Source organism: Vibrio rhizosphaerae (assembly GCF_024347095.1).
Lineage (GTDB): Bacteria > Pseudomonadota > Gammaproteobacteria > Enterobacterales > Vibrionaceae > Vibrio > Vibrio rhizosphaerae.
Genome location: NZ_AP024903.1, coordinates 2,217,476 through 2,236,520, shown reverse-complemented (window position 1 = coordinate 2,236,520; position 19,045 = coordinate 2,217,476). Strand labels below are relative to the sequence as shown.

The 19,045-nt window shown below is 46.1% G+C and carries 17 protein-coding genes; 7 read left to right on the top strand and 10 right to left on the bottom strand.

Going from position 1 to position 19,045, the window contains the following annotated elements; all coding sequences use genetic code 11:
• Positions 1 to 81 precede the first annotated feature (81 nt).
• Positions 82 to 507: a hypothetical protein gene (locus tag OCV37_RS09540; RefSeq protein ID WP_038180626.1), complete on the top strand. Its 426-nt coding sequence runs from the start codon at positions 82 to 84 to the stop codon at positions 505 to 507.
• A 124-nt stretch (positions 508 to 631) separates the two neighbouring features.
• Here the strand turns inward: OCV37_RS09540 and OCV37_RS09535 are convergent, their stop codons facing one another.
• Both OCV37_RS09535 and OCV37_RS09530 read right to left on the bottom strand, forming a co-directional pair.
• Positions 632 to 730, bottom strand: coding sequence for a MetS family NSS transporter small subunit (locus OCV37_RS09535; protein ID WP_157634948.1), 99 nt, complete (start codon positions 728 to 730; stop codon positions 632 to 634).
• 1 nt (position 731) lies between these two features.
• Positions 732 to 2,192, bottom strand: coding sequence for a sodium-dependent transporter (locus OCV37_RS09530; RefSeq protein ID WP_038180629.1), 1,461 nt, complete (start codon positions 2,190 to 2,192; stop codon positions 732 to 734).
• A gap of 713 nt (positions 2,193 to 2,905) precedes the next feature.
• On the opposite strand from OCV37_RS09530, the gene cydH reads away from it, so the two are divergent.
• The gene (cydH, locus tag OCV37_RS09525) at positions 2,906 to 2,995 is read left to right on the top strand and encodes a cytochrome bd-I oxidase subunit CydH (protein ID WP_038180634.1); all 90 of its coding nucleotides are present in this window, start codon (positions 2,906 to 2,908) and stop codon (positions 2,993 to 2,995) included.
• 16 nt (positions 2,996 to 3,011) lie between these two features.
• Positions 3,012 to 4,178, top strand: a complete 1,167-nt coding sequence (locus OCV37_RS09520) for a patatin-like phospholipase family protein (protein WP_038180639.1) — start codon at positions 3,012 to 3,014, stop codon at positions 4,176 to 4,178.
• A gap of 46 nt (positions 4,179 to 4,224) precedes the next feature.
• Here OCV37_RS09520 and pyk read toward each other — a convergent pair whose 3' ends face one another.
• Positions 4,225 to 5,673: a pyruvate kinase gene (gene pyk / locus OCV37_RS09515; RefSeq protein WP_038180642.1), complete on the bottom strand. Its 1,449-nt coding sequence runs from the start codon at positions 5,671 to 5,673 to the stop codon at positions 4,225 to 4,227.
• 262 nt (positions 5,674 to 5,935) lie between these two features.
• On the opposite strand from pyk, the gene mlc reads away from it, so the two are divergent.
• Together mlc and OCV37_RS09505 are read left to right on the top strand one after the other, a co-directional pair.
• Positions 5,936 to 7,153, top strand: a complete 1,218-nt coding sequence (gene mlc / locus OCV37_RS09510; RefSeq protein ID WP_038180646.1) for a sugar metabolism global transcriptional regulator Mlc — start codon at positions 5,936 to 5,938, stop codon at positions 7,151 to 7,153.
• A gap of 323 nt (positions 7,154 to 7,476) precedes the next feature.
• The gene (locus OCV37_RS09505) at positions 7,477 to 8,421 is read left to right on the top strand and encodes a chemotaxis protein CheV (protein WP_038180650.1); all 945 of its coding nucleotides are present in this window, start codon (positions 7,477 to 7,479) and stop codon (positions 8,419 to 8,421) included.
• 108 nt (positions 8,422 to 8,529) lie between these two features.
• Here the strand turns inward: OCV37_RS09505 and OCV37_RS09500 are convergent, their stop codons facing one another.
• The gene (locus tag OCV37_RS09500) at positions 8,530 to 9,273 is read right to left on the bottom strand and encodes a YciK family oxidoreductase (RefSeq protein WP_038180653.1); all 744 of its coding nucleotides are present in this window, start codon (positions 9,271 to 9,273) and stop codon (positions 8,530 to 8,532) included.
• 75 nt (positions 9,274 to 9,348) lie between these two features.
• On the opposite strand from OCV37_RS09500, the gene sohB reads away from it, so the two are divergent.
• Together sohB and OCV37_RS09490 are read left to right on the top strand one after the other, a co-directional pair.
• Positions 9,349 to 10,410: a protease SohB gene (sohB, locus tag OCV37_RS09495; protein ID WP_038180706.1), complete on the top strand. Its 1,062-nt coding sequence runs from the start codon at positions 9,349 to 9,351 to the stop codon at positions 10,408 to 10,410.
• Positions 10,411 to 10,498: 88 nt separating this feature from the next.
• Entirely contained in the window at positions 10,499 to 11,542 is a 1,044-nt protein-coding gene (locus OCV37_RS09490; RefSeq protein ID WP_051680490.1) for a GlxA family transcriptional regulator, read from the top strand.
• On the opposite strand, the gene OCV37_RS09485 is transcribed toward OCV37_RS09490, so the two are convergent.
• From OCV37_RS09485 to OCV37_RS09460, 6 genes are all read right to left on the bottom strand, one after another.
• A complete protein-coding gene (locus tag OCV37_RS09485) occupies positions 11,431 to 12,672 on the bottom strand; it encodes an MFS transporter (protein ID WP_169739359.1) in 1,242 nt (413 codons plus the stop codon). The genes OCV37_RS09490 and OCV37_RS09485 overlap by 112 nt on opposite strands.
• A 314-nt stretch (positions 12,673 to 12,986) precedes the next feature.
• Complete coding sequence (locus OCV37_RS09480) at positions 12,987 to 14,123, bottom strand: SO_0444 family Cu/Zn efflux transporter (RefSeq protein ID WP_084717456.1); 1,137 nt, start codon at positions 14,121 to 14,123, stop codon at positions 12,987 to 12,989.
• Positions 14,101 to 14,550, bottom strand: coding sequence for a Zn(2+)-responsive transcriptional regulator (gene zntR, locus OCV37_RS09475; RefSeq protein WP_038180655.1), 450 nt, complete (start codon positions 14,548 to 14,550; stop codon positions 14,101 to 14,103). The genes OCV37_RS09480 and zntR overlap by 23 nt, the downstream gene beginning before the upstream one ends.
• Positions 14,551 to 14,686: 136 nt before the next feature.
• Positions 14,687 to 15,391: a DUF2057 family protein gene (locus OCV37_RS09470; RefSeq protein ID WP_038180658.1), complete on the bottom strand. Its 705-nt coding sequence runs from the start codon at positions 15,389 to 15,391 to the stop codon at positions 14,687 to 14,689.
• Positions 15,392 to 15,527: 136 nt separating this feature from the next.
• Positions 15,528 to 16,571: a porin gene (locus tag OCV37_RS09465; RefSeq protein WP_038180660.1), complete on the bottom strand. Its 1,044-nt coding sequence runs from the start codon at positions 16,569 to 16,571 to the stop codon at positions 15,528 to 15,530.
• A 675-nt stretch (positions 16,572 to 17,246) separates the two neighbouring features.
• The gene (locus OCV37_RS09460) at positions 17,247 to 18,920 is read right to left on the bottom strand and encodes a rhamnogalacturonan lyase B N-terminal domain-containing protein (protein ID WP_051680493.1); all 1,674 of its coding nucleotides are present in this window, start codon (positions 18,918 to 18,920) and stop codon (positions 17,247 to 17,249) included.
• Between the last annotated feature and the right edge of the window lie 125 nt (positions 18,921 to 19,045).

The window sequence follows — 19,045 nt, the reverse complement described above, 5'->3', positions numbered from 1 at the left end:
CATTGACTCATTCATGACATTAATGACTCTTAAGTTAGTAAAGTCATCGTTATTGCTTCATGTTGATAAGAGAGTCGTATAATGAGAATAATGACTATTGCTATCGGTGCCTTAACGTTGTCATCATTTGCTTACGCGGCATCATCAGCAACATCATCTCCTGAGGTTGCTGTCGGATTTGGTGTTGATCAGGGGTTAAGTGCAATATTGGAACTGAATGACCAATATCGCATTACTGCTGGCAATGATGGTATGAGTGCTGACTATTTGTTTAAGAAGGGGCAATTTGAACAGCCAAACATTCCTGTAGACTGGTATGTGGGCGCCGGAGGCTGGACTGAGTGGGGTGACGGTGACAATGATTTTGGTGTCAGGCTGCCTCTTGGCGTGGACTGGACCTATAAAAACCGTATTCATGTTTATGGGCAGGTTCATCCAGAGCTTGATTTACATGATGATGTTGAGCTTCAACTCGGTGCTGCGGCTGGTGTGAGCTATCAATTTTAAATGATCAATGCTGAATGATGCTATTGATACACTTCTTATAGTATTCATTGACCAGAGTACAAGCGTATTATTGCAAAAGAATAAGCCGACAGATGGTTTCTGCCGGCTTATTTTTTGTGTGACCTTACTCAGATCGACGCATTGCTTTTTTTATACAGATGAATGCGCCGCCCCATGTAATGCCAAGGCCAATAACCATCATAATAATTGCACTGATATCCATGTTATCCCTCCTGAGAACGACTTTTCAGGTTAATTGAAATACCGACGACGAACAGAGCGATAATCAGAACCCAACCGATAGTTAAATCATATCCGCCATAACCTTCCGTCAATAACGTATGAATTTTGGTGGTTAGAATCATCGCCAATATAACCGGGGTGATAAAGCGTAAACAAATATCAAACCAGACCCCGATCGAAAAGTCAGATTTTGAATTGGCGTATTTACGGACATCAGACACTTTGAACAACCAGGTCATCATGACAATTTCGACGAAACAGCCGGTCATGATACCGATATTGTTGGCAAAGTGATCGACAAGGTCGAGCAACAGAATGCCACCATCAGTGACGAAAGCCATGGAAACGATGAAGCCGGTACCAATGACAATACTCGCGGCCTTGTTTCGGCGCCATTTAGTTTTATCAATGATGGCTGATGTGACTGCTTCCATAATTGATATATGAGAACTCAGCCCCGCAACCACCAATGCAAAGAACATCAGCGGACCGAAAATGTACGGTGCCGGTAATAAGTTAATTGCTTCAGGGAGGGTAACAAATGCAAGTCCGACACCTGACGAAACGACATCCGTCAGTGCTTTTCCTTGCTCTTGCGCCATATAACCTAAAACAGAAAAAATCATAATCCCCGCAAGAATTGAGAATCCGCAGTTGATTAATACCGTCATAAACGCATTATTGGTGATATCTGATTTTTCCGGCAGATAGCTAGAGTAGGCGAGCATAATGGCAAAACCGATACTGAGGGTAAAGAATATCTGCCCGTATGCGGCTGCCCAGACTTTGACATCCCAGATTTTACTGAAGTCTGGTTTGAACATATAGTTAACGCCATCTAGTGCACCGGGAAGCATCGCCATGCGGCCGATCAGAACCAACACCATGACAAACAGAATTGGCATCATAATTTTCGATGCGCGCTCAATCCCCGATTTGACACCATTAACAATCGCAATGTAGGTAATCGCCCAGGCAAGTGCAACAGTCAAGGCAATGTTCCAACGAATACCCCCTAAGTTTGTCGGTGTGTTATCCCCGAGCCCTAGATAATTGCTGAAGAAGAAGGTATTGGTTTCGGTTCCCCAACCTTGAGTGAATGACAGGCCAAAATAAGAAATAGCCCAGCCAATGACGGCGACGTAGTAGACACCGATGAGCGCTGCAACCCCGACTTGAAACCAACCGAGCCATTCAAATTTCGAATGGATCTGAGAAATCGTCTTCGGTGCGGAACCTCGGTGTTTCTGCCCCATACTGAATTCCAGAATCATAAATGGGATACCGGCTGTGAGCATGGCGAAAAGGTAAGGGATAAAAAATGCGCCACCTCCATTTTCATAGGCCATATACGGAAAGCGCCAGATATTACCCAAGCCGATAGCGGATCCGACCGCAGCTAAGATAAAGCCAGCACGAGAGCCCCATTGTTCTCGCTTCATTTGATACTCCTTTGGTAATGCTTTCTGAGGGATGAAATTTCACCCTATCGTCAATTGTTGATTATAGTTAGCCAAAATATGGAAGGTGTGAATGTTAACCCTTGATTTATTTTCACTACTTATAATCGCTAATTTTTAGAATTATATTTTTATATCTAAGCGATATCTCAGAATATTGTTCTGTATGTTGTGATGTGTGTGTGCTACAGATGAGATGTTCACCTGTGCATGGTTACCGAGATTACCGATTTATAAATAGAAAGGCAATAGATTGTAAATACAATGGGTATTTTGTGTTGCAGGTATATATTTCATGTATACCTTTATGCTTGGGTCATTGAATTGTTACTTTTCTATTGCAATGTTTAATTCATCTGTTTTTGATGGGTTGAATAGTTTTTTTATCTATACCAATATCGTTGGTGCTCTGTCTGATTTCTATCCAAGAACTAGTGTATTACTCGCTGAAGAAGTAAATTTATAGCAGTGTTTATTGCCACGTCATGATTTTCAATCACGCGCATCGTTTTGTTTGGTGTCAAGAGGATGCATTTATTCGAGTCATATTTGTGATGTCCTTTTCATAAGTGTGATGAAAGAATTGACAGTAATTGCCATCTTATTAGATAGGTATAGTTACTGGCATTGTCGCCAGCGTCGTCTTTCTTCTTTTTATGAACAGGGCCTGATGGCCCCAAATACTGGAGGTATTTATGGATGTTGATCTGAAATATGCTGTGGTTATTACAGCCATTATTTTTGCGGTATTGATTGGTTCTGGGTTGATCGCCATTGCGAACTAAATTACAACAGCCGCCTATGGAGAAAAATATTGGTATAGTTTCTGAACAGCAGGTCATCGACGATTGTGACCGTTTGTCTCGATTCATTGGTGGGAAGAATGCTTTGGTTGCGCAAGGTGGCGGTCAGCGTGGCATTTTTACTGCCGGTGTTCTGGATGCCTTTAACCTGTCTAACTTTGACCCGTTTGATGTTTACTATGGTACGTCTGCAGGGGCGCTGAATTTGTGTGCTTTCCTGTGTCGTCAGCACGGACTGGGTAAAGCATTCATTACCGACTTAACAACGGACTCCTCTTTTTTTAATCTTTTTGCCTATATCAGAAAAAAACAGTATGTCGATCTGTCTTGGGCGCTTGAGCGTATCGTTGAGTATCCGTACCGGCTCGATTTAGATATGGGCCGTCAGGTCTTAGGGGACAGAAAGGCATACGCGGCGGTGACCAGTTCAGAGACGTTGCTCGATCATTATCTGCCGATGGTGCAGCCAAACTGGCAGGAAGTCCTGTTAGCTTCATGTGCTATTCCGACGTTATGCCATCATCCCATCCATATCAATGGCGAGTCCTATGTTGACGGGGGGATTTCGGCATCGATTCCTGTTCAGGAAGCGTGGCGGCAGGGGGCGCGTTTTATTGCCGTTATTCGGACCGAATCTGTCACCAATAACAAAGCCGGATTAGCATCTGCGAATCTTCCACCGAAACCGAGTGAGGCATGGTTACGCCAGTCATTCAGCTTCCTGCAAAATCAATGGCAGCAGAAAGTCACACAATGGCGTCAAGACTGGCGCAACTACCTGCGTCAGAAAATGTCGCTTGTTCCTCAGGAAGAGATGTTAAATGGGGGGCGTTGGTTATTTGGCTCAGAGCAACTATATCGAATGAGTCATTTAATTGGGGGGGCTGTGGATACGCGTCTGACCGATATGCTGATGGTTCATTATCAGACATATGCGTTGACCCTTGAATTCTTAAAACGGCCGCCAGATGATGTGTTCGTGATTCAGATTGCTCCGGAGCAGCCACTTCGGTCTAATACTTTGCTGAGCAGAAAAAGCGATTTGTTATGGGATTATGAGCAAGGGCTGCAAGCCGGCTATAATTTCATTCGTAGCTGGGAGGTCGCCCAGGCCTTGAGCGGCCAACCGTTGAAAGCGTCAAAATCAGGGCTACTGGAGTCATAGCAGCCCAATCAGTGTTTTGGCTTCATCTCCATTTATTTTTATTTCACTAAAAGACAGGGAGCACACGCATACAGTTCGTGGTTCCCTCGACCCCCATTACATCGCCCTGAGTGATGATCACAATATCGCCAAATGCCAGTTGTTTTTTCTCTTTGAGAACTGAAAGGGCTTCGAGCGCGATTTCATAGGCTGACTCTTTGTGGCTATCAAAATACCAGGGGATTACACCGCGATACAACGCACAGCGGTTTAACGCTTTTTCATTGCTCGACAGAGCAAAGATAGGCAGTTCTGAATTGAGGCGTGAAGTCATTAATGCTGTTCTGCCTGACTCGGTCATCGTCACAATGGCTTGAATACCATCCATATGGTTGGCCGCATAAATTGTCGACATAGCAACGGTTTCTTCTGCGGTGACAAATGTGCTCTCTAACCGATAACTCTGAGTTTTTACTTCCATCACACTTTCTGCACCAATACAGACTTCTGCCATCGCTTTGACGGTTTCAACCGGGTATTTGCCCGCGGCTGTCTCTCCGGATAACATCACAGCATCGGTGCCATCGATGACGGCATTGGCGACATCCATCACTTCGGCCCGGGTCGGCATCGGGTTTTCAATCATCGACTCCATCATCTGGGTCGCAGTAATCACAACTCGGTTCAGCGCTTTGGCACGGTAAATCAATTTTTTCTGAACTCCGACCAACGCCGGATCACCGATTTCAACCCCCAAATCGCCCCGGGCGACCATGATCACGTCAGAGGCCATAATAATATCATCAATATTGGTTTGATTTGCGACGGTTTCTGCACGCTCAACTTTAGCGACGATCTTCGCTTCCAGACCGGCATCCCGTGCCAGACGGCGAGCATACTGTATATCTTTCCCGTTTCTGGGAAACGACACGGCCAGATACTCCACATCAAGTTCTGCTGCCAGCAGAATATCCTGCTTATCTTTTTCGGTGAGGGCCTGAGCGGAAAGGCCACCGCCCTGACGGTTGATTCCTTTGTTGTTGGATAACGGGCCGCCCACCGTCACGGTCGTGTGGATTTTTTGTCCTTTAACCAGCGTCACTTGTAATTGGACCCGGCCATCATCCAGCAACAGGATATCGTTTGGTTGAACATCATTAGGGAGGTTTTTGTAATCAATCCCGACGGCTTCCTGATGACCCGCGCCGGGAGGCATATCTGCATCCAGTGTAAATCGATCTCCGACATTCAGGGTGATCTTGCCGTGTGTGAACGTGGATACCCGAATCTTTGGCCCTTGAAGGTCTCCCAGTATCGCAACGTTGCGCCCGAGTCTGGCGGCAATTTCACGGACTTTTCTTGCTCGAAGGCGGTGATCATCTGCGGTACCGTGTGAAAAGTTCAGGCGGACAACATTGGCACCTGCGCTGATCAGAGCTTCAAGATTATTATCCCGATCAGTGGCGGGGCCGAGGGTTGTTACAATTTTAGTTCTGCGTTGTACTTTTTTGGGCATGATTGACTCCTGACTGGAAATCATAGCTTGAGCTGTGTAAGTATACTTGAGAACGCTCAATACGTTGGGAGAATGAACAACTATTTAACATTTTTGCAAAAAAATGGCGAGAATTCAGCAGGCTTTTGATGTGTGAACATTTGACTCTCAACACAAACTTGATTGATCATGCGTGATGCCTGTCACGCTCGCATATCAAATTGCTTCACAATTACTTTGCAAAGTAAAAAAATTAGCAGGTTGTTGATTTCTGGAGCACATCATGTATACGGCTCAGCCCGGACATATTGATCACATCAAGCAAATTAATGCTGGTCGTGTTTACAAATTGATTGATCAAAAAGGTCCTATTTCACGTATTGATCTGTCTAAAGAGAGTGAACTTGCTCCGGCAAGTATCACGAAGATTACACGTGAGCTTATCGATGCCCATCTTATCCATGAAACAACCGTTCAAGAAGCCATTAGCCGCGGGCGCCCTGCGGTCGGTCTGCAAACCAGAAATGAAGGGTGGCAATTTCTTTCGATTCGTTTAGGTCGGGGATATCTGACAATTGCACTCCATGAATTAAGCGGTGATGTGCTGATCGATACCAAAATTGATATTCATGAAGTTGATCAGGATGACTTATTGGCCCGGCTGTTCCACGAGATTGAAGAATTTTTTCTGACCTACACTCAACAGCTGGAGCGGGTGACTGCGATTGCCGTGACCTTACCGGGATTGGTCGATGCAGAGAATGGGGTCGTCCTGCAAATGCCCCATTATCATGTTGATAATCTTGCGTTAGGCGCAGAGATCTACCAAGTGACTGGCTTGCCAGTCTTTATTGCCAATGATACCCGGGCTTGGGCTTTGGCAGAAAAACTGTTCGGTCATTCTCAGGATGACGAGAACTCGGTTTTAATTTCCATTCATAATGGTTTGAATGCCGGGATCATTGTCAATGGCCGCGTATTACAGGGCAAACATGGCAACATCGGTGACTTAGGGCACATTCAGATAGATCCGCTGGGTTTACCCTGCCATTGCGGTAATCGTGGTTGTCTGGAAACGGTGACAAGTTCGAAAGCTTTGCGAGAGCAAGCGATGTCCAGAATTGCTAACGGTGAACAATCGTCGTTGAGCCGTTTGGCAGAGATTGCAATTGAGGACATCTGTATTGCCGCAGCGCAAGGGGATCCATTATCGTGCGATATTATGGATCGGCTGGGTCGGCATCTCGGTCAGGCGATTGCCATTGTCATCAATATGTTTAATCCGGAGAAGGTGCTTATCGGTGGTGTGATCAATCAGGCGAAAGCGATTGTTTATCCCCCGATGCTCAATTATATCGAAACGCAATGTAATCCGGGTTACCGCGAGCAGGTCAAGATTGTCGAATCCCGTTTTTATAAGCAGTCAACAATGCCCGGTGCCGCGCTCATTAAACAAGCTTTATATGACGGTTCATTATTGATGACTATTGTTGATCGCTAAGCTGAGTGACAGGTCAGAGGTAAGATCTCCGCCAGTTTCCCTACCATTGTCTATTTTCTGATGTATTCTCCTAGCTTTATTGCTTAATATGTTTCACAGTTATATTCAGGCATTTTGACGACTTTCTCGGTCTGTTCGGTCTTTCCGTGGTCTGACTTGACCCAAACCGTTTAGATAGATACGGAAAGCCGAAAGTTTTGTGTTAATCAATACATTTTGTGTTAATCAATACAAAGTATAGGGTGCTGAAACAGGTATATTAGACAGCATCCTAAAGCGTTTAGGTATATACTATTAACAGTTTTTAATTGGTGGAATCTCGTATGTCAGGTGTTTTAAATACGGTTGACCAGCGCACGAATCTCGTCGGAGAGAATCGCCTTGAACTGCTCCTTTTCAGATTGAATAGTCGACAGATTTTTGCGATTAATGTGTTTAAAGTCAAAGAAGTGATCAAAGTTCCGGTTTTGACCAAAATGCCCGGGGCGCACCCGCATATTACGGGGGTCGCTTCTTTGCGCGGAGAACCGGTTCCTGTCATCGACTTGAGAAGAGCGATTGGTTTTCCGGCTTCTCAAACCGAGTCTGAAGAACAGAACTTGATTATCACGGAATATAATCGGTCGGTTCAGGGCTTTTTAGTCGGTCAAGTTCGCAATATCATCAATACAGCCTGGACCGAGATTCAGCCACCGCCGCGGACTGCGGGACGGGCCAACTATCTGACGGCAATTACGCAGGTCAAAGAACAAGATCAGGCTCACATCGTTGAAATTATCGATGTCGAGAAGGTTCTGGCAGAAATTGTACACTATGATGTTTCGATTTCAGCGGAAGTGCTCGATGAGGATTTAATGCCGGAAATGATGGGACGCAAAGTGTTGATTGTCGATGACTCAGCAACCGCGAGAAATCAGATTAAAGGAACATTGTCTCAGTTGGGATTAGAGATCATCGAATGCCGGGACGGATTAGAAGCGTATAACCTGCTTCGGCGATGGTGCGACGACGGTAAAAATGTCAGTCAGGAGATCCTCTTTATGATCACAGATGCTGAGATGCCGGAAATGGACGGTTATAAGCTCACTTATGAAATTCGCAATGATGAGCGGATGAAAGATCTGCACATTACCCTGAACACATCATTGAGCGGTAGTTTTAATGAAGCGATGGTGAAAAAAGTTGGCTGTGATCGCTTTATATCGAAGTTTCAACCGGATATGTTAGTTCAGGTCGCACAAGACCGATTGCGTGACGTTTTATCCTGATTGGTCAAGTCTGTGTTTTGAAGTAAGAGCCGGGTCATCTGTCTGATGACCCGGTTTTGTATTGAGTTGCCGTTGGTGGAATCCTTGGCAGACTCCGGGCAATCCTAGTTAGTCTTTTGACTGCGCAGCGATACATTCTCCATGCACAGCCCGACCTTCGGGAGCCATCAGATACAGGTATAGCGGCATGATATCTTGGGGTGTTTTCAATGTGCCCGGATCTTCAGACGGAAATGCTTGTGCACGCATGCCTGTCCGTGTACCGCCCGGATTGATTGCATTGACGCGAATATGGGTCTCTTTGAGTTCATCTGCCAGAATCTGCATCATGCCTTCTGTGGCAAATTTGGAGATGGAATAGGTTCCCCAGTAAGCGCGCCCCTGATGTCCCACGGTTGAACTGGTAAAGACAATTCGCGCATCATCAGAACGACGCAGGAGTGGTAAGAGCGCCTGAGTCATCATCAATTGTGAACGGACATTGACTTGCATGACGGCGTCATAAGTGGCGAGTTCAATTTCCTCCAGCGGACAAAGTGTTCCTAACAAGCCGGCATTATGCAGGACACCGTCTAAACGACCGAACTGTTTTTCAATCGACTGCATCAGCTCTTGATAATCCGGTTGGGTTGCCTCTTGTAAATCGATAGAGAGGATGGTCGGCTCCGGCAGTTCGAGCGCCACAATCTCATCATAGGTCTGTTCCAGTTTTTTGACCGTACGGCCGAGTAAAACGACCGTTGCGCCATGTTGAGCAAAACTGATTGCTGCCTGCTTACCAATGCCGTCACCCGCACCGGTAACCAGAATCACACGGTTTTTGAGTGTGTTTGGTGCAACAGAATAATTCATCTAGCCTCCTTTTGTTATGCTTTGTTGTTTAAGATGGTTACAATACACCAATTCGTAAAGGAGAGGATGAGAACATTGGATTTTTTATTGGATTATGGCCTGTTTCTGGCCAAGATTGCGACGTTGGTTGTTGCGCTTATCGTCATACTTGTGATTGTCAAATCAGTCAGTGGAAAGAGTCACGGTGCCAAAGGTGAGCTGGAAATTATCGACCTGACAGAAACCTATAAACAGACAACCCATCACCTGGAATCTTACCTGCACGATGACGCTTATCTGAAAGCGCGTGATAAAGCAGAGAAGAAAAAAGAAAAAGCCAAGCATAAATCGGCTGAAAAAGAGATCAAAAAAGCAGCGAAAGAAGGGGCGCTTGAATCCCAGCGAGAACCACATCTGTTTGTGCTTGATTTTCATGGCAGTATCGATGCCAAAGAAGTGACGTCTCTGCGTGAAGAAGTCTCAGCCATTCTGGCAGTTGCACAATCCGGCGATGAAGTCCTGCTGCGACTTGAATCCGGTGGTGGCATGGTTCATGGTTACGGCCTGGCAGCGTCACAGCTGGATCGTTTGAAGTCCGCCGGATTACCCCTCACGATTGCCGTCGATAAAGTGGCCGCAAGCGGTGGATACATGATGGCATGTATTGCGGATAAACTGGTTGCTGCACCTTTTGCGATTGTGGGGTCAATTGGTGTCATTGCTCAGTTACCGAATTTCAATAAATTATTGAAAAAGAATCATATTGAGTTTGAACAGCTGACTGCCGGTGAATTTAAACGGACTTTAACCATGTTTGGTGAGAATACCGATAAAGCACGCGATAAATTCAAACAGGAGCTGGAAGAGACACATGTGCTGTTTAAGGATTTTATCCGTGAACACCGGGCATCCCTTGATATCGATAAAGTATCAACAGGCGAACACTGGTTTGGCACGCAAGCGAAAGATTTAGGGTTGATCGATGATATTCGCACTTCAGATGATTTGGTGACTGAAGCTTGTCAGCAGAAAAAAGTGCTTTCTGTCCATTATGTACAAAAGAAAAAGTTAACCGAAAAACTCCCGGGAATGGCTGCTGAAGCTGCCGACCGAGTGTTACTCAAATTGATCAGCCGGGGACAACGTCCGATCGTTTGAGAACCGATTGTGCCCCATCATCAGTATGGGGCACAATCCATTCCGATAGCATCACAATGTGCATAGGATCAGCGAGGTTAAGGTGAATATGGCAAATCCGTATCAGATTTATTTCTTGATCAACTCGCAAATCCATTTACTTGATCTTGCCGGCCCGGTTCAGGCGATCAATAACGCTAACCAACTGACGGATCAGTTTGAGACTCACTTCATTGGTTTTTCTGATCATATGGACAGTCATCAGGGGCTTGGGTTGGCTCACATTGCGCCCCCTCCGGAGCAACTTCCGGACCGTGCTGTCATTTTTGTCTGTGGTTCAAAATATTCACAAGATATCTATACCGATGCCATCGCGCAGCAAAGTATCGGCTGGCTGAAACAAGCGATTCAACCAGATACTTATGTTGTGGGTATCTGCACGGGGACTTTCTTGCTCGCGAAAGCGGGACTCACTCAAGGTAAAGATGTGACCACGCACCATGATCTGGTGCAGGTGCTGGCTAACCAGTTCCCCGGGACACAGGTACTGGCGGATCGAATTTTTGTTCACCACGACAACTTGATCACCAGTGCTGGTGTGACCGCAGGGATTGATACCGCCTTGTATCTGATTGAACGGCTGACTTCCGTCAAAACCGCAGTGGATGTCGCAAGGGAAATGGTTGTTCATCGACGCAGAATGGCACATGATCCACAAATTTCGGTTCATTTTAAGCATCGTAACCATATCAGTCCGTTGATTCATGCCGTTCAGGATTACATTCTGGATAACTATCAGCACCCTTTAGCGATCAGCGATTTATGTCAGCATTTCCGAGTATCACCACGTCATCTGCAACGGACATTTAAAGCACATACTGAAGCAACATTGCGTGATTATATTGCCGAAACTCGCCTGCAAGAAGCCAAGGTGTTGATCGACAATGGTATGAGGATTGAACAGGCTGCTTATTTGTCCGGGTTTCCCAATCCGGCTGCGTTGCGTACCGTGTGGAAAAAACGGTTTGCTTCATTACCCAGTCAGCTATCTTCACATTTGTCGTCAACAGGACGTTCTGACTCTCCCCGGGACAATAGACTTGCGGCAAAGGCCGCACCGACACACAGTAAGACTAACAGCAAGATAAGATAGCGGTAGTGATGGAAGGTGTCATACAGTAATCCTCCGGCTGAAACCGTCACAAATACACTGAGCTGGTGGGCGGTGAACAATAAGCCAAACAAGCGTCCCTTGAGGTGGGTGCCAAAATAATTCAAACACATCAATGAGGTGATAATGACGGTTCCCATATAGGTTAATCCAAACACAATCGCGAATAGCAGATAGGCGAGTCTCGATTGCGTATCATAGATAAGTAACAATGAACCTCCACGCAGCAGATAAAGTTGGATTAATAAGCTCACCGGTGATGAGCGCCTTAGTCGCCAGCCAACGATAACGGCACCGCATAACTCGGCGATACCGAGTAAACTCAAGGTAGAGGCTGTGACTTCCTGATAAGTCGAGAACGTCGTGAATTGCTGTTGAATCAATGGCACGAGATGAACATCGATAAATCCCATTGATGCACCGCAGCCAGCAAAAGAGACTGCCAGACAGATGAAAGTCGGTGTATACATATTTTTGAGTACCTGCCGTGATGTCACCTGACGGAAGGACTGTTGTGGTGGAAAGGCCGAGGATTGAGTCATTTGACGATGGAGCAGGAGAATCAAGGGCACGACGCAACCGAGAAAAATCAACCCAATTGCCGTACAGAGCATTGACCATGATATAAATCCGCTCAACCAGACTAAAACCGGTGAGAGTAAGATAAACCCGATAGCTGTACCGTTTGAAATCGCTGCAAAGGCCATTCCTTTGTGCTGTTGGCTGAAAATCTGATCAATAAAGATACCCAGTGGAATATAGGTCATGGCGGTTAAAGCGTAGGCCGACATGATACCGTAGAGCGCCAAAAAAGCGGCATAATTGTCGGTAATCGTGAGCAGCAGGAAAACTACCGATGCCATGAGTGCGCCACTCAATATCGTAAGTAGTGCGCCATATCGGTCACAGACCCATCCGACAAGCGGTGACATCACGCCAACAGACAGCCCGAATAATGCACCAGAGACGGATAGCTCACCCCGGGTGACTGAGAGGAACTCTGTCAGGGGGATAAAATAGATTTGATAGCTACTTTTGATCGTGGATGCCAAAAAGGTAATGCTGATGCCAGCCACAACCATGAGCTGAAGTTGAGCGCGTGTGAAAGTCAAAGTGCAAACTCCTTTGCCAAATACGTCCAATACAACGGTTATACCCTCATTATCGGGTATCTGAACAATGGAATCCGTTGAAAATACGCCATATTTCCGGCACATTTGTGCACACATCTGAATCATTCTGTCTGCTATAGACACAATTCGGTTCGTTTTTGTGGTGAGTCGTTTGTGTTGCGGGTTAGTCAGAGCATGAAGAACGATAACTATCAATCGATTTGCTGGTGTGATGTCGCGTGACGATGTTTCGGTTTGAGTGAACGGGATCTGCAAAAACAATGCAGAGCCCGTTTCAAAACGAATCCCTTTGCTTATTCGTGGTGGCTGTGGCTATGCGTCGGCATTTTTTTGAACAGACGCTGGTAGATTCGCGTCAGGAGGTCGTTGCCAATCAATAGCATCAGGAGCAGGGCCGAGATTCCAGCCAGCCAGAGCGGCATGAGATCATGACTACTTCCCAGTTCACTCTGAATATTGATATGCCAGAAATCAACCAGTGCGTTGGTGAGATAGCCAAACCCAATCGCAACCCCAATCACGCCAGTCAAATAACTTCCGAGTGCATGCCAGCCCATTTCGCGACGCACAATGCCTAATGTGGCAACGTTTGTCGCCGGACCAGCCAGCAAAAAGACCAGCACGGCACCGGGTGAAACTCCTGCCATTAACAGCCCGGCGGCTAACGGGGTTGAGGCGGATGCACAGATATACATGGGCACGCCGATACATGCCATGACCACCATCGCCCAGCCCCCGCGGCTGACTTCAGCCAATGCATCGTAAGGGACCAGTGCGACGACACCGGCAGAAATAATCAGGCCTGCCAGAAGCCAGAGGGAGAGATCCCCTAACAAGTCAGTAAAGGCATAAACCTGACCTTGCCAGATTCTGCGCCATATTGAATCTGAGTGAACTTGATGGTTGGCAGGTTGCTGTTGCTGACTGTTACAGCAACAGCGACTGCTATTTCCTTGGGTACCGGCAGCCCCACAGGTGGCTGATGGTTGCTCAGTGCGTATCTCTGACTGGGAAACCGATTTTTCTCCTGCCAAAACCAACATGGCGGCGGCAATGGAGGAACAGACGGCGGCAATGGGACGGATGATGGTCATGAATGGGCCGAGTAGCGCGTAGGAGACCGCAATTGAGTCAACGCCGGTTTCCGGTGTTGAGATGAGAAAAGCCGTTGTTGCCCCTTTGGATGCCCCGGCCCGGCGAAGACCCACCGCGGCGGGAATCACCCCGCATGAACATAAGGGCAGCGGAATACCTAAAATTGCGGCTTTAATGACCGGCCATAACCCCGGGCCTTTTAAATGTTCACCCAGCTTGTCACTCTTGATAAATGTATGTAACAGTCCGGCGATCATCAGGCCTAGCAGAAGCCAGAATGCTGCATCCAGCCACAGATCGACAAAGGCCTGACTAATGCGTGCTATGGTGCTCATGAACGAACTCCTCTGTCGATGACTCAGTATCGGCTAATGCAGTCAAAATAGTGCAATGCTCCGCGGAGTGCGAGCCACCGCAACAGCGATTATTGAGCACGGTCAGTGCATTGTACATATGTTGTAATTCACTGATTTTTTGCTGGATCTCTTGCTGTTTTGCCTGAGTAATCGCTTTGACTTCTTCACACGTATGTTCACCCCGGGCGATTTCCAGCGCCAGCAATTCGCCGATTTCTTTGAGACTTAAACCGACATGCTGGGCACGTTGAATAAATTTAAGCCGGTCAATACAGTTCGGGTCAAAACGCCGGTATCCGTTGTTATCCCGCTGCGCTTGCAACAGACCTTGCCGTTCATAATAGCGAATGGTTTCCGGAGAGACACCGACTGCTTTTGCCAGCTCACCCCGTTTGAGTGTTCTCATACCCATGCTCTCTTGTTCGGATAACATAGGATGAGTTTAAACCCTGTATCTGGGTACAGGGTCAAGGTTTTTTTTCATTTTTAACGCAGGAGGTGTTCTCTTTCTCTCGCCATGCCATGACCGAGAATCAGCTTCGTTATTCCTGATCGATAATCCATTTACGGAATGCTTTGCGTTCCTGTTGATTTGATTTCTGATACCAGCGTTTTAGCTGCGTAAGGTTCGGAGAGTCTGCAGATAGCGGTTTTGATGGGGTTGGTGCTTTTGTGGCTGACACATGCGTTTTTTGGGCCGACGAGGCTGACTGAGGCGTGCTTACCGCCACAGCATGAGTCGTGGGTGCCGGACTGACATCAATGGCGGCAATGCCTGCCTCCGTATTGTAATGTTGGGCTTCCTGTACATAATCCCGGCCAATCTGAAGGCCATTTTTCTGTAAAGTATCTTCTGCGATGATGACATTATTCCCCTGTGCATCAACGAGCGCCCATTGCAGATGGTCGATTTCTTGCCGGGCCTGTGTCAGGCTGCGATAGGACGGTAGTTGGAAATGTAGCTGAGTATCAGACGCTTTAAATTTAGCAATAATGACCGGACTATAGGCGTGTCTGATATCTTTACCAATTTCAAATGCAGGCGAATATTTAAAGACGATCTGGTTCACACCATCGTTTAATTCTTCGGTATCTGAAGGGAACAGACCGCTTGCTTTGGCAGGCGCTTGCGCATTGATAGCCAACACATCAACGTTATCTGGAATCTGTAAAACAGTTTTAGCCGCGGCTGTACATGGAATCATCCCCAATGACAGTGTAAAGAGTAATGGCAATGCGATTTTCATTTTTATTCCTTGAATCAAACAGGTTACGAACGGACGACATAGATTGTAGGGATAAAGGGAGGTTTATACAAAAAGATGATATGAATCAATCAGGTCACAGCCGAAGGCAGACGACTGTGACCATCCATTTTAGCGATTACCAGTAAATACGAACACCGATACCCCAGTAGCTGTCGCTTCCTAGCTTATTGGAGTCGTTAAATCCGGTTTCAGCATAGACCTTGGTCCAGCTCGCATACTTATACAGCAAGCCGGAATATACGCCATCGAAGTCATTATTTTCTTGCTGAAAATCTTTAATATATTCATAACCACCATAGAGCGAGAGCTTTTCAGTAAAGCTATAAGAACCAGCCACGGCCACAGAGTCAGATGTGAGCTTGGTGTTTTTCACATTATCGTCTACCTGAGCGTGCCAGTAGGTGGTGCCTAAGTTCCAGCCATCGCCTTTATAATTGACGGTGAGCATGCCATGTTTCAGCTCTTTGCTGTTGACCGTAGTGATCTTGGATTCAACCGTGTGTGTTGCACCGCCACTGGTAATGATAATATCTTTGGTATCTGTTGATGTAGTTTTATCTTCCAGATAACCGACACCCCCGTATAATTCGATGTTACCGAAAGTGGTCCCGGCGAAGATTTCCGCGGTGGTCGGGTCATCATTCCCATTCTTGTATGAATAAGCCGCCTTAAACCAGCCCGCAGAGCCTTCCAGCGTATACTTGATCATTGCATCCTGAAGCCAGTTCATGTCATAACCGTTCACTTCCGGAAGGACGCTATAACCTAAACCAATCCAGTCGTTTTCGACCCCCCAGACGTCATCAGTCAGAATACTCTGTTTACCAACGGTCACGGTGCCCCATTCCTTGGATGCAAAACCGAGGTAGTGTTTACGGCTGGTGCCGCTGTTGCTCTGACCGATGCCAAATTCAACGGTTGCCAGTACGTCAAGATCATCGTTGATGGTGTAAATGGAATTGACTCCGGCCCGGGATGAGCCTGAAGAGAGGGTAGTACTTGTATCATCACCTTTTTTTATGTCCGAACCCACCTGTTTCAATTCTTCGCGGAGTTGGCCATAAAAATCGACGGATGCGGAGTCTGTTTTGAGAATTTCAGCAGCATTAACCACATTTGCAGCTGAAAGCACTGCGAGCGCTATGAGCGTTTTTTTCATAATAGTCCATTACCTTTTTTATTTAAAAACAAGAGGCCCTTTCCTGGCTCTCTGCATTTCTGCTTATTTATGTGTATCTACGATTAGTGACATGAGTCAATAATTGAGGGGATTAGATTGCAGAAGACATTTATATGTGTCAAGTGGTATAAATTTTTGGTTGTTTTTGAATTTTTAATGTTAAAAAACAATATCTTATTTTTATTTTACGTATAAATTCATAGCATTTTTACATCTAAATGATGCTGAGATGACAAAATTATTTATATTATTTAATTTTGAATGGTTCGATATATATTTGTTATTTATTTATTAAAGTAGTTATTTATATTAAATTTAAAATTAAAAATGGATTTATCATCCGTTGCTTTTTTTGATTATTAAAAATGTATGTTGATTTTTTATTTTTGTGATTCAATTCAAATAATAAGGCGTATTAAATTTCAACAAAATGTAAATAAACATCCTGAAATCTGGGCAGTATGACGTTCATCTACGGTAAAGTGAGCAGAAAAATGTGGGTTAATATTGGGAGAGCGACGGAAGAAAAGAGACTGATAGCAGTCTCTCAAGGGGATGATATCGGCCTCTTCTGTACAACATGAGAAGCAGACCGATATCGGGCACTCTGTATCAATGTTCAAATCAATGTTCAGGCTTGATTGACGGGGCGCCTTAATCCAGTAAATCGATACTGTCGATGCTATAACCGGCAGACAGATACCCACTCAGGCCTGAGCCACTGATCGCGGTAACGACCAGACGGTTCCAGTTACTCCCACTCGCCCAGGCACTGGCGGGGACATCAAATGTATAGGTTGTGTTATTCCCCCGATACGTGCCAACAGTCAGTGTTCTAGTTTTCGGTTGGGCTGGTGGTGGCGGGTTTGATGATGTCCAGTTATTCACCGAGATTTTAGGGCGACCACCTGCATAGGCGACGGTGATACCAATCCGGACCCGGTGTGCTTTCGCTCGCTGAGCATCGTTGAGACGGAAATAAATAATGTGATCATTGTTGATATCCTTCCACATGTAGGCAGGAAACGCACTGGCGGGGGTATTGCCGACAATGAAGTTAGCAGGATCCCAGTTTGCCATTCTTACATCTGAAGGGTGCATGGTGGTTAATTTATCGCCATTGAGAAATTCTTGCGGACTACCATCCCAGTCACCGATCCGCCAGATGGCGCGATCATGACTTGGATCGCCGGTAATCTGGAAAGAGTTTAAAACGGTTGTCTGACCCGGATTGACTGTAACGGTTTGCGTGTTTACCGCCAGCTCATTTTTGTACGTGGTCATGGTATAGGTACCGGGCAGCATGTTATCCCGGCTAAAGTAACCACTGGCAGGGTTTGCAGTCACCCAATACTGGGCCCGGCTATTGGCGAATCCGACTGTATATTCATAGTTGGTGTCTCGCCCGGTGATGCCAACACCTGCAACGCGGCCGCGGTTGGATGCCGCAACATAGCCTTTTAATCCCATTTGCGAGAACCAGGAGAGGTCAATATTGTCGTCGGCTGGGGGTTGTTGACCACTGTTGACGACCAGTGTGTAATGGTTCAGCACGCCTGTACGGTATGCTTCTGTCTGGGCTTCCGCATAGTTCACGATATAAGTGATTTCTTGGTCGGTCGCGGTGCCTTGATTGAGCAGACTGCGATAGAATGGTCCGCCTGAACCGCCTTCATGATTGTCTCTGACAAGCCAGACACCCACATTTGGCCCTCGCGCACCAATGGCATCCCAATCTTTTAGCCGCATATTGGAGTAATGTTTAGAACGGGTTTCCCCATTGGCGAGTGCAAAAATATCGCCGGACTCAACCGTGGATACCGTTTGGGAAATATCAGACGGTTCTGGTCCATAAGGAAGACGCTGGCGTTGCAGTCTTAAAATATAACGAACATGACCATGAACATTTGGCTCAGATGAAAAATAAGTTGCCATATAGATATGCGGATAACCGTTTCTGGCCATATAATAATGCGTCAAATTACCCGCTTGAACCGTGATTTTTATATATTGGTTCTGATAATTTTGTGCATAAACCTGTACTTGGTCAGTGTGGTTATATAACCAGTCAAATCCTGAGTTAATCTGAGAGCCTCTTTTCTGGTTTTGGTACTCGACGCCATTAATTTTCAGTGAGGCAATATCTCCCGGTGATTGAGTGCTTACCCCCCGATCCACTCTACGGATACTAAATACCAATCCCGCATTCGTATCGACAGTATAAAAGTCTCGCGAGGTCGATAATTGAAAGGCTGCCTGTGTACTGAAGCTTGACAGGCAGGTCGCAGCTATCCACGTGATTAAATATATCCATTTGATTTTTTTCATATTTTTTCCTAGTGACGTTGTTGGTTTTATCAATAAGTGGGTTGAAGCTATTTCAAGTGCTTTCTTATTTTATTTGAGGCCGTTGTTCACCTCTGGATGTCATTAACCGCTGATAAACAGCACCG

Bases quoted from the DNA above. Each gene is read 5' to 3' on its own strand.
- OCV37_RS09460 (WP_051680493.1), bottom strand. From the start codon at position 18,920: ATGAAAAAAATCAAATGGATATATTTAATCACGTGGATAGCTGCGACC.
- cydH (WP_038180634.1), top strand. From the start codon at position 2,906: ATGGATGTTGATCTGAAATATGCTGTGGTTATTACAGCCATTATTTTT.
- mlc (WP_038180646.1), top strand. From the start codon at position 5,936: ATGTATACGGCTCAGCCCGGACATATTGATCACATCAAGCAAATTAAT.
- pyk (WP_038180642.1), bottom strand. From the start codon at position 5,673: ATGCCCAAAAAAGTACAACGCAGAACTAAAATTGTAACAACCCTCGGC.
- OCV37_RS09490 (WP_051680490.1), top strand. From the start codon at position 10,499: ATGGCAAATCCGTATCAGATTTATTTCTTGATCAACTCGCAAATCCAT.
- OCV37_RS09500 (WP_038180653.1), bottom strand. From the start codon at position 9,273: ATGAATTATTCTGTTGCACCAAACACACTCAAAAACCGTGTGATTCTG.
- OCV37_RS09535 (WP_157634948.1), bottom strand. From the start codon at position 730: ATGGATATCAGTGCAATTATTATGATGGTTATTGGCCTTGGCATTACA.
- OCV37_RS09505 (WP_038180650.1), top strand. From the start codon at position 7,477: ATGTCAGGTGTTTTAAATACGGTTGACCAGCGCACGAATCTCGTCGGA.
- OCV37_RS09480 (WP_084717456.1), bottom strand. From the start codon at position 14,123: ATGAGCACCATAGCACGCATTAGTCAGGCCTTTGTCGATCTGTGGCTG.
- OCV37_RS09540 (WP_038180626.1), top strand. From the start codon at position 82: ATGAGAATAATGACTATTGCTATCGGTGCCTTAACGTTGTCATCATTT.
- OCV37_RS09470 (WP_038180658.1), bottom strand. From the start codon at position 15,391: ATGAAAATCGCATTGCCATTACTCTTTACACTGTCATTGGGGATGATT.
- OCV37_RS09465 (WP_038180660.1), bottom strand. From the start codon at position 16,571: ATGAAAAAAACGCTCATAGCGCTCGCAGTGCTTTCAGCTGCAAATGTG.
- zntR (WP_038180655.1), bottom strand. From the start codon at position 14,550: ATGAGAACACTCAAACGGGGTGAGCTGGCAAAAGCAGTCGGTGTCTCT.
- OCV37_RS09520 (WP_038180639.1), top strand. From the start codon at position 3,012: ATGGAGAAAAATATTGGTATAGTTTCTGAACAGCAGGTCATCGACGAT.
- OCV37_RS09530 (WP_038180629.1), bottom strand. From the start codon at position 2,192: ATGAAGCGAGAACAATGGGGCTCTCGTGCTGGCTTTATCTTAGCTGCG.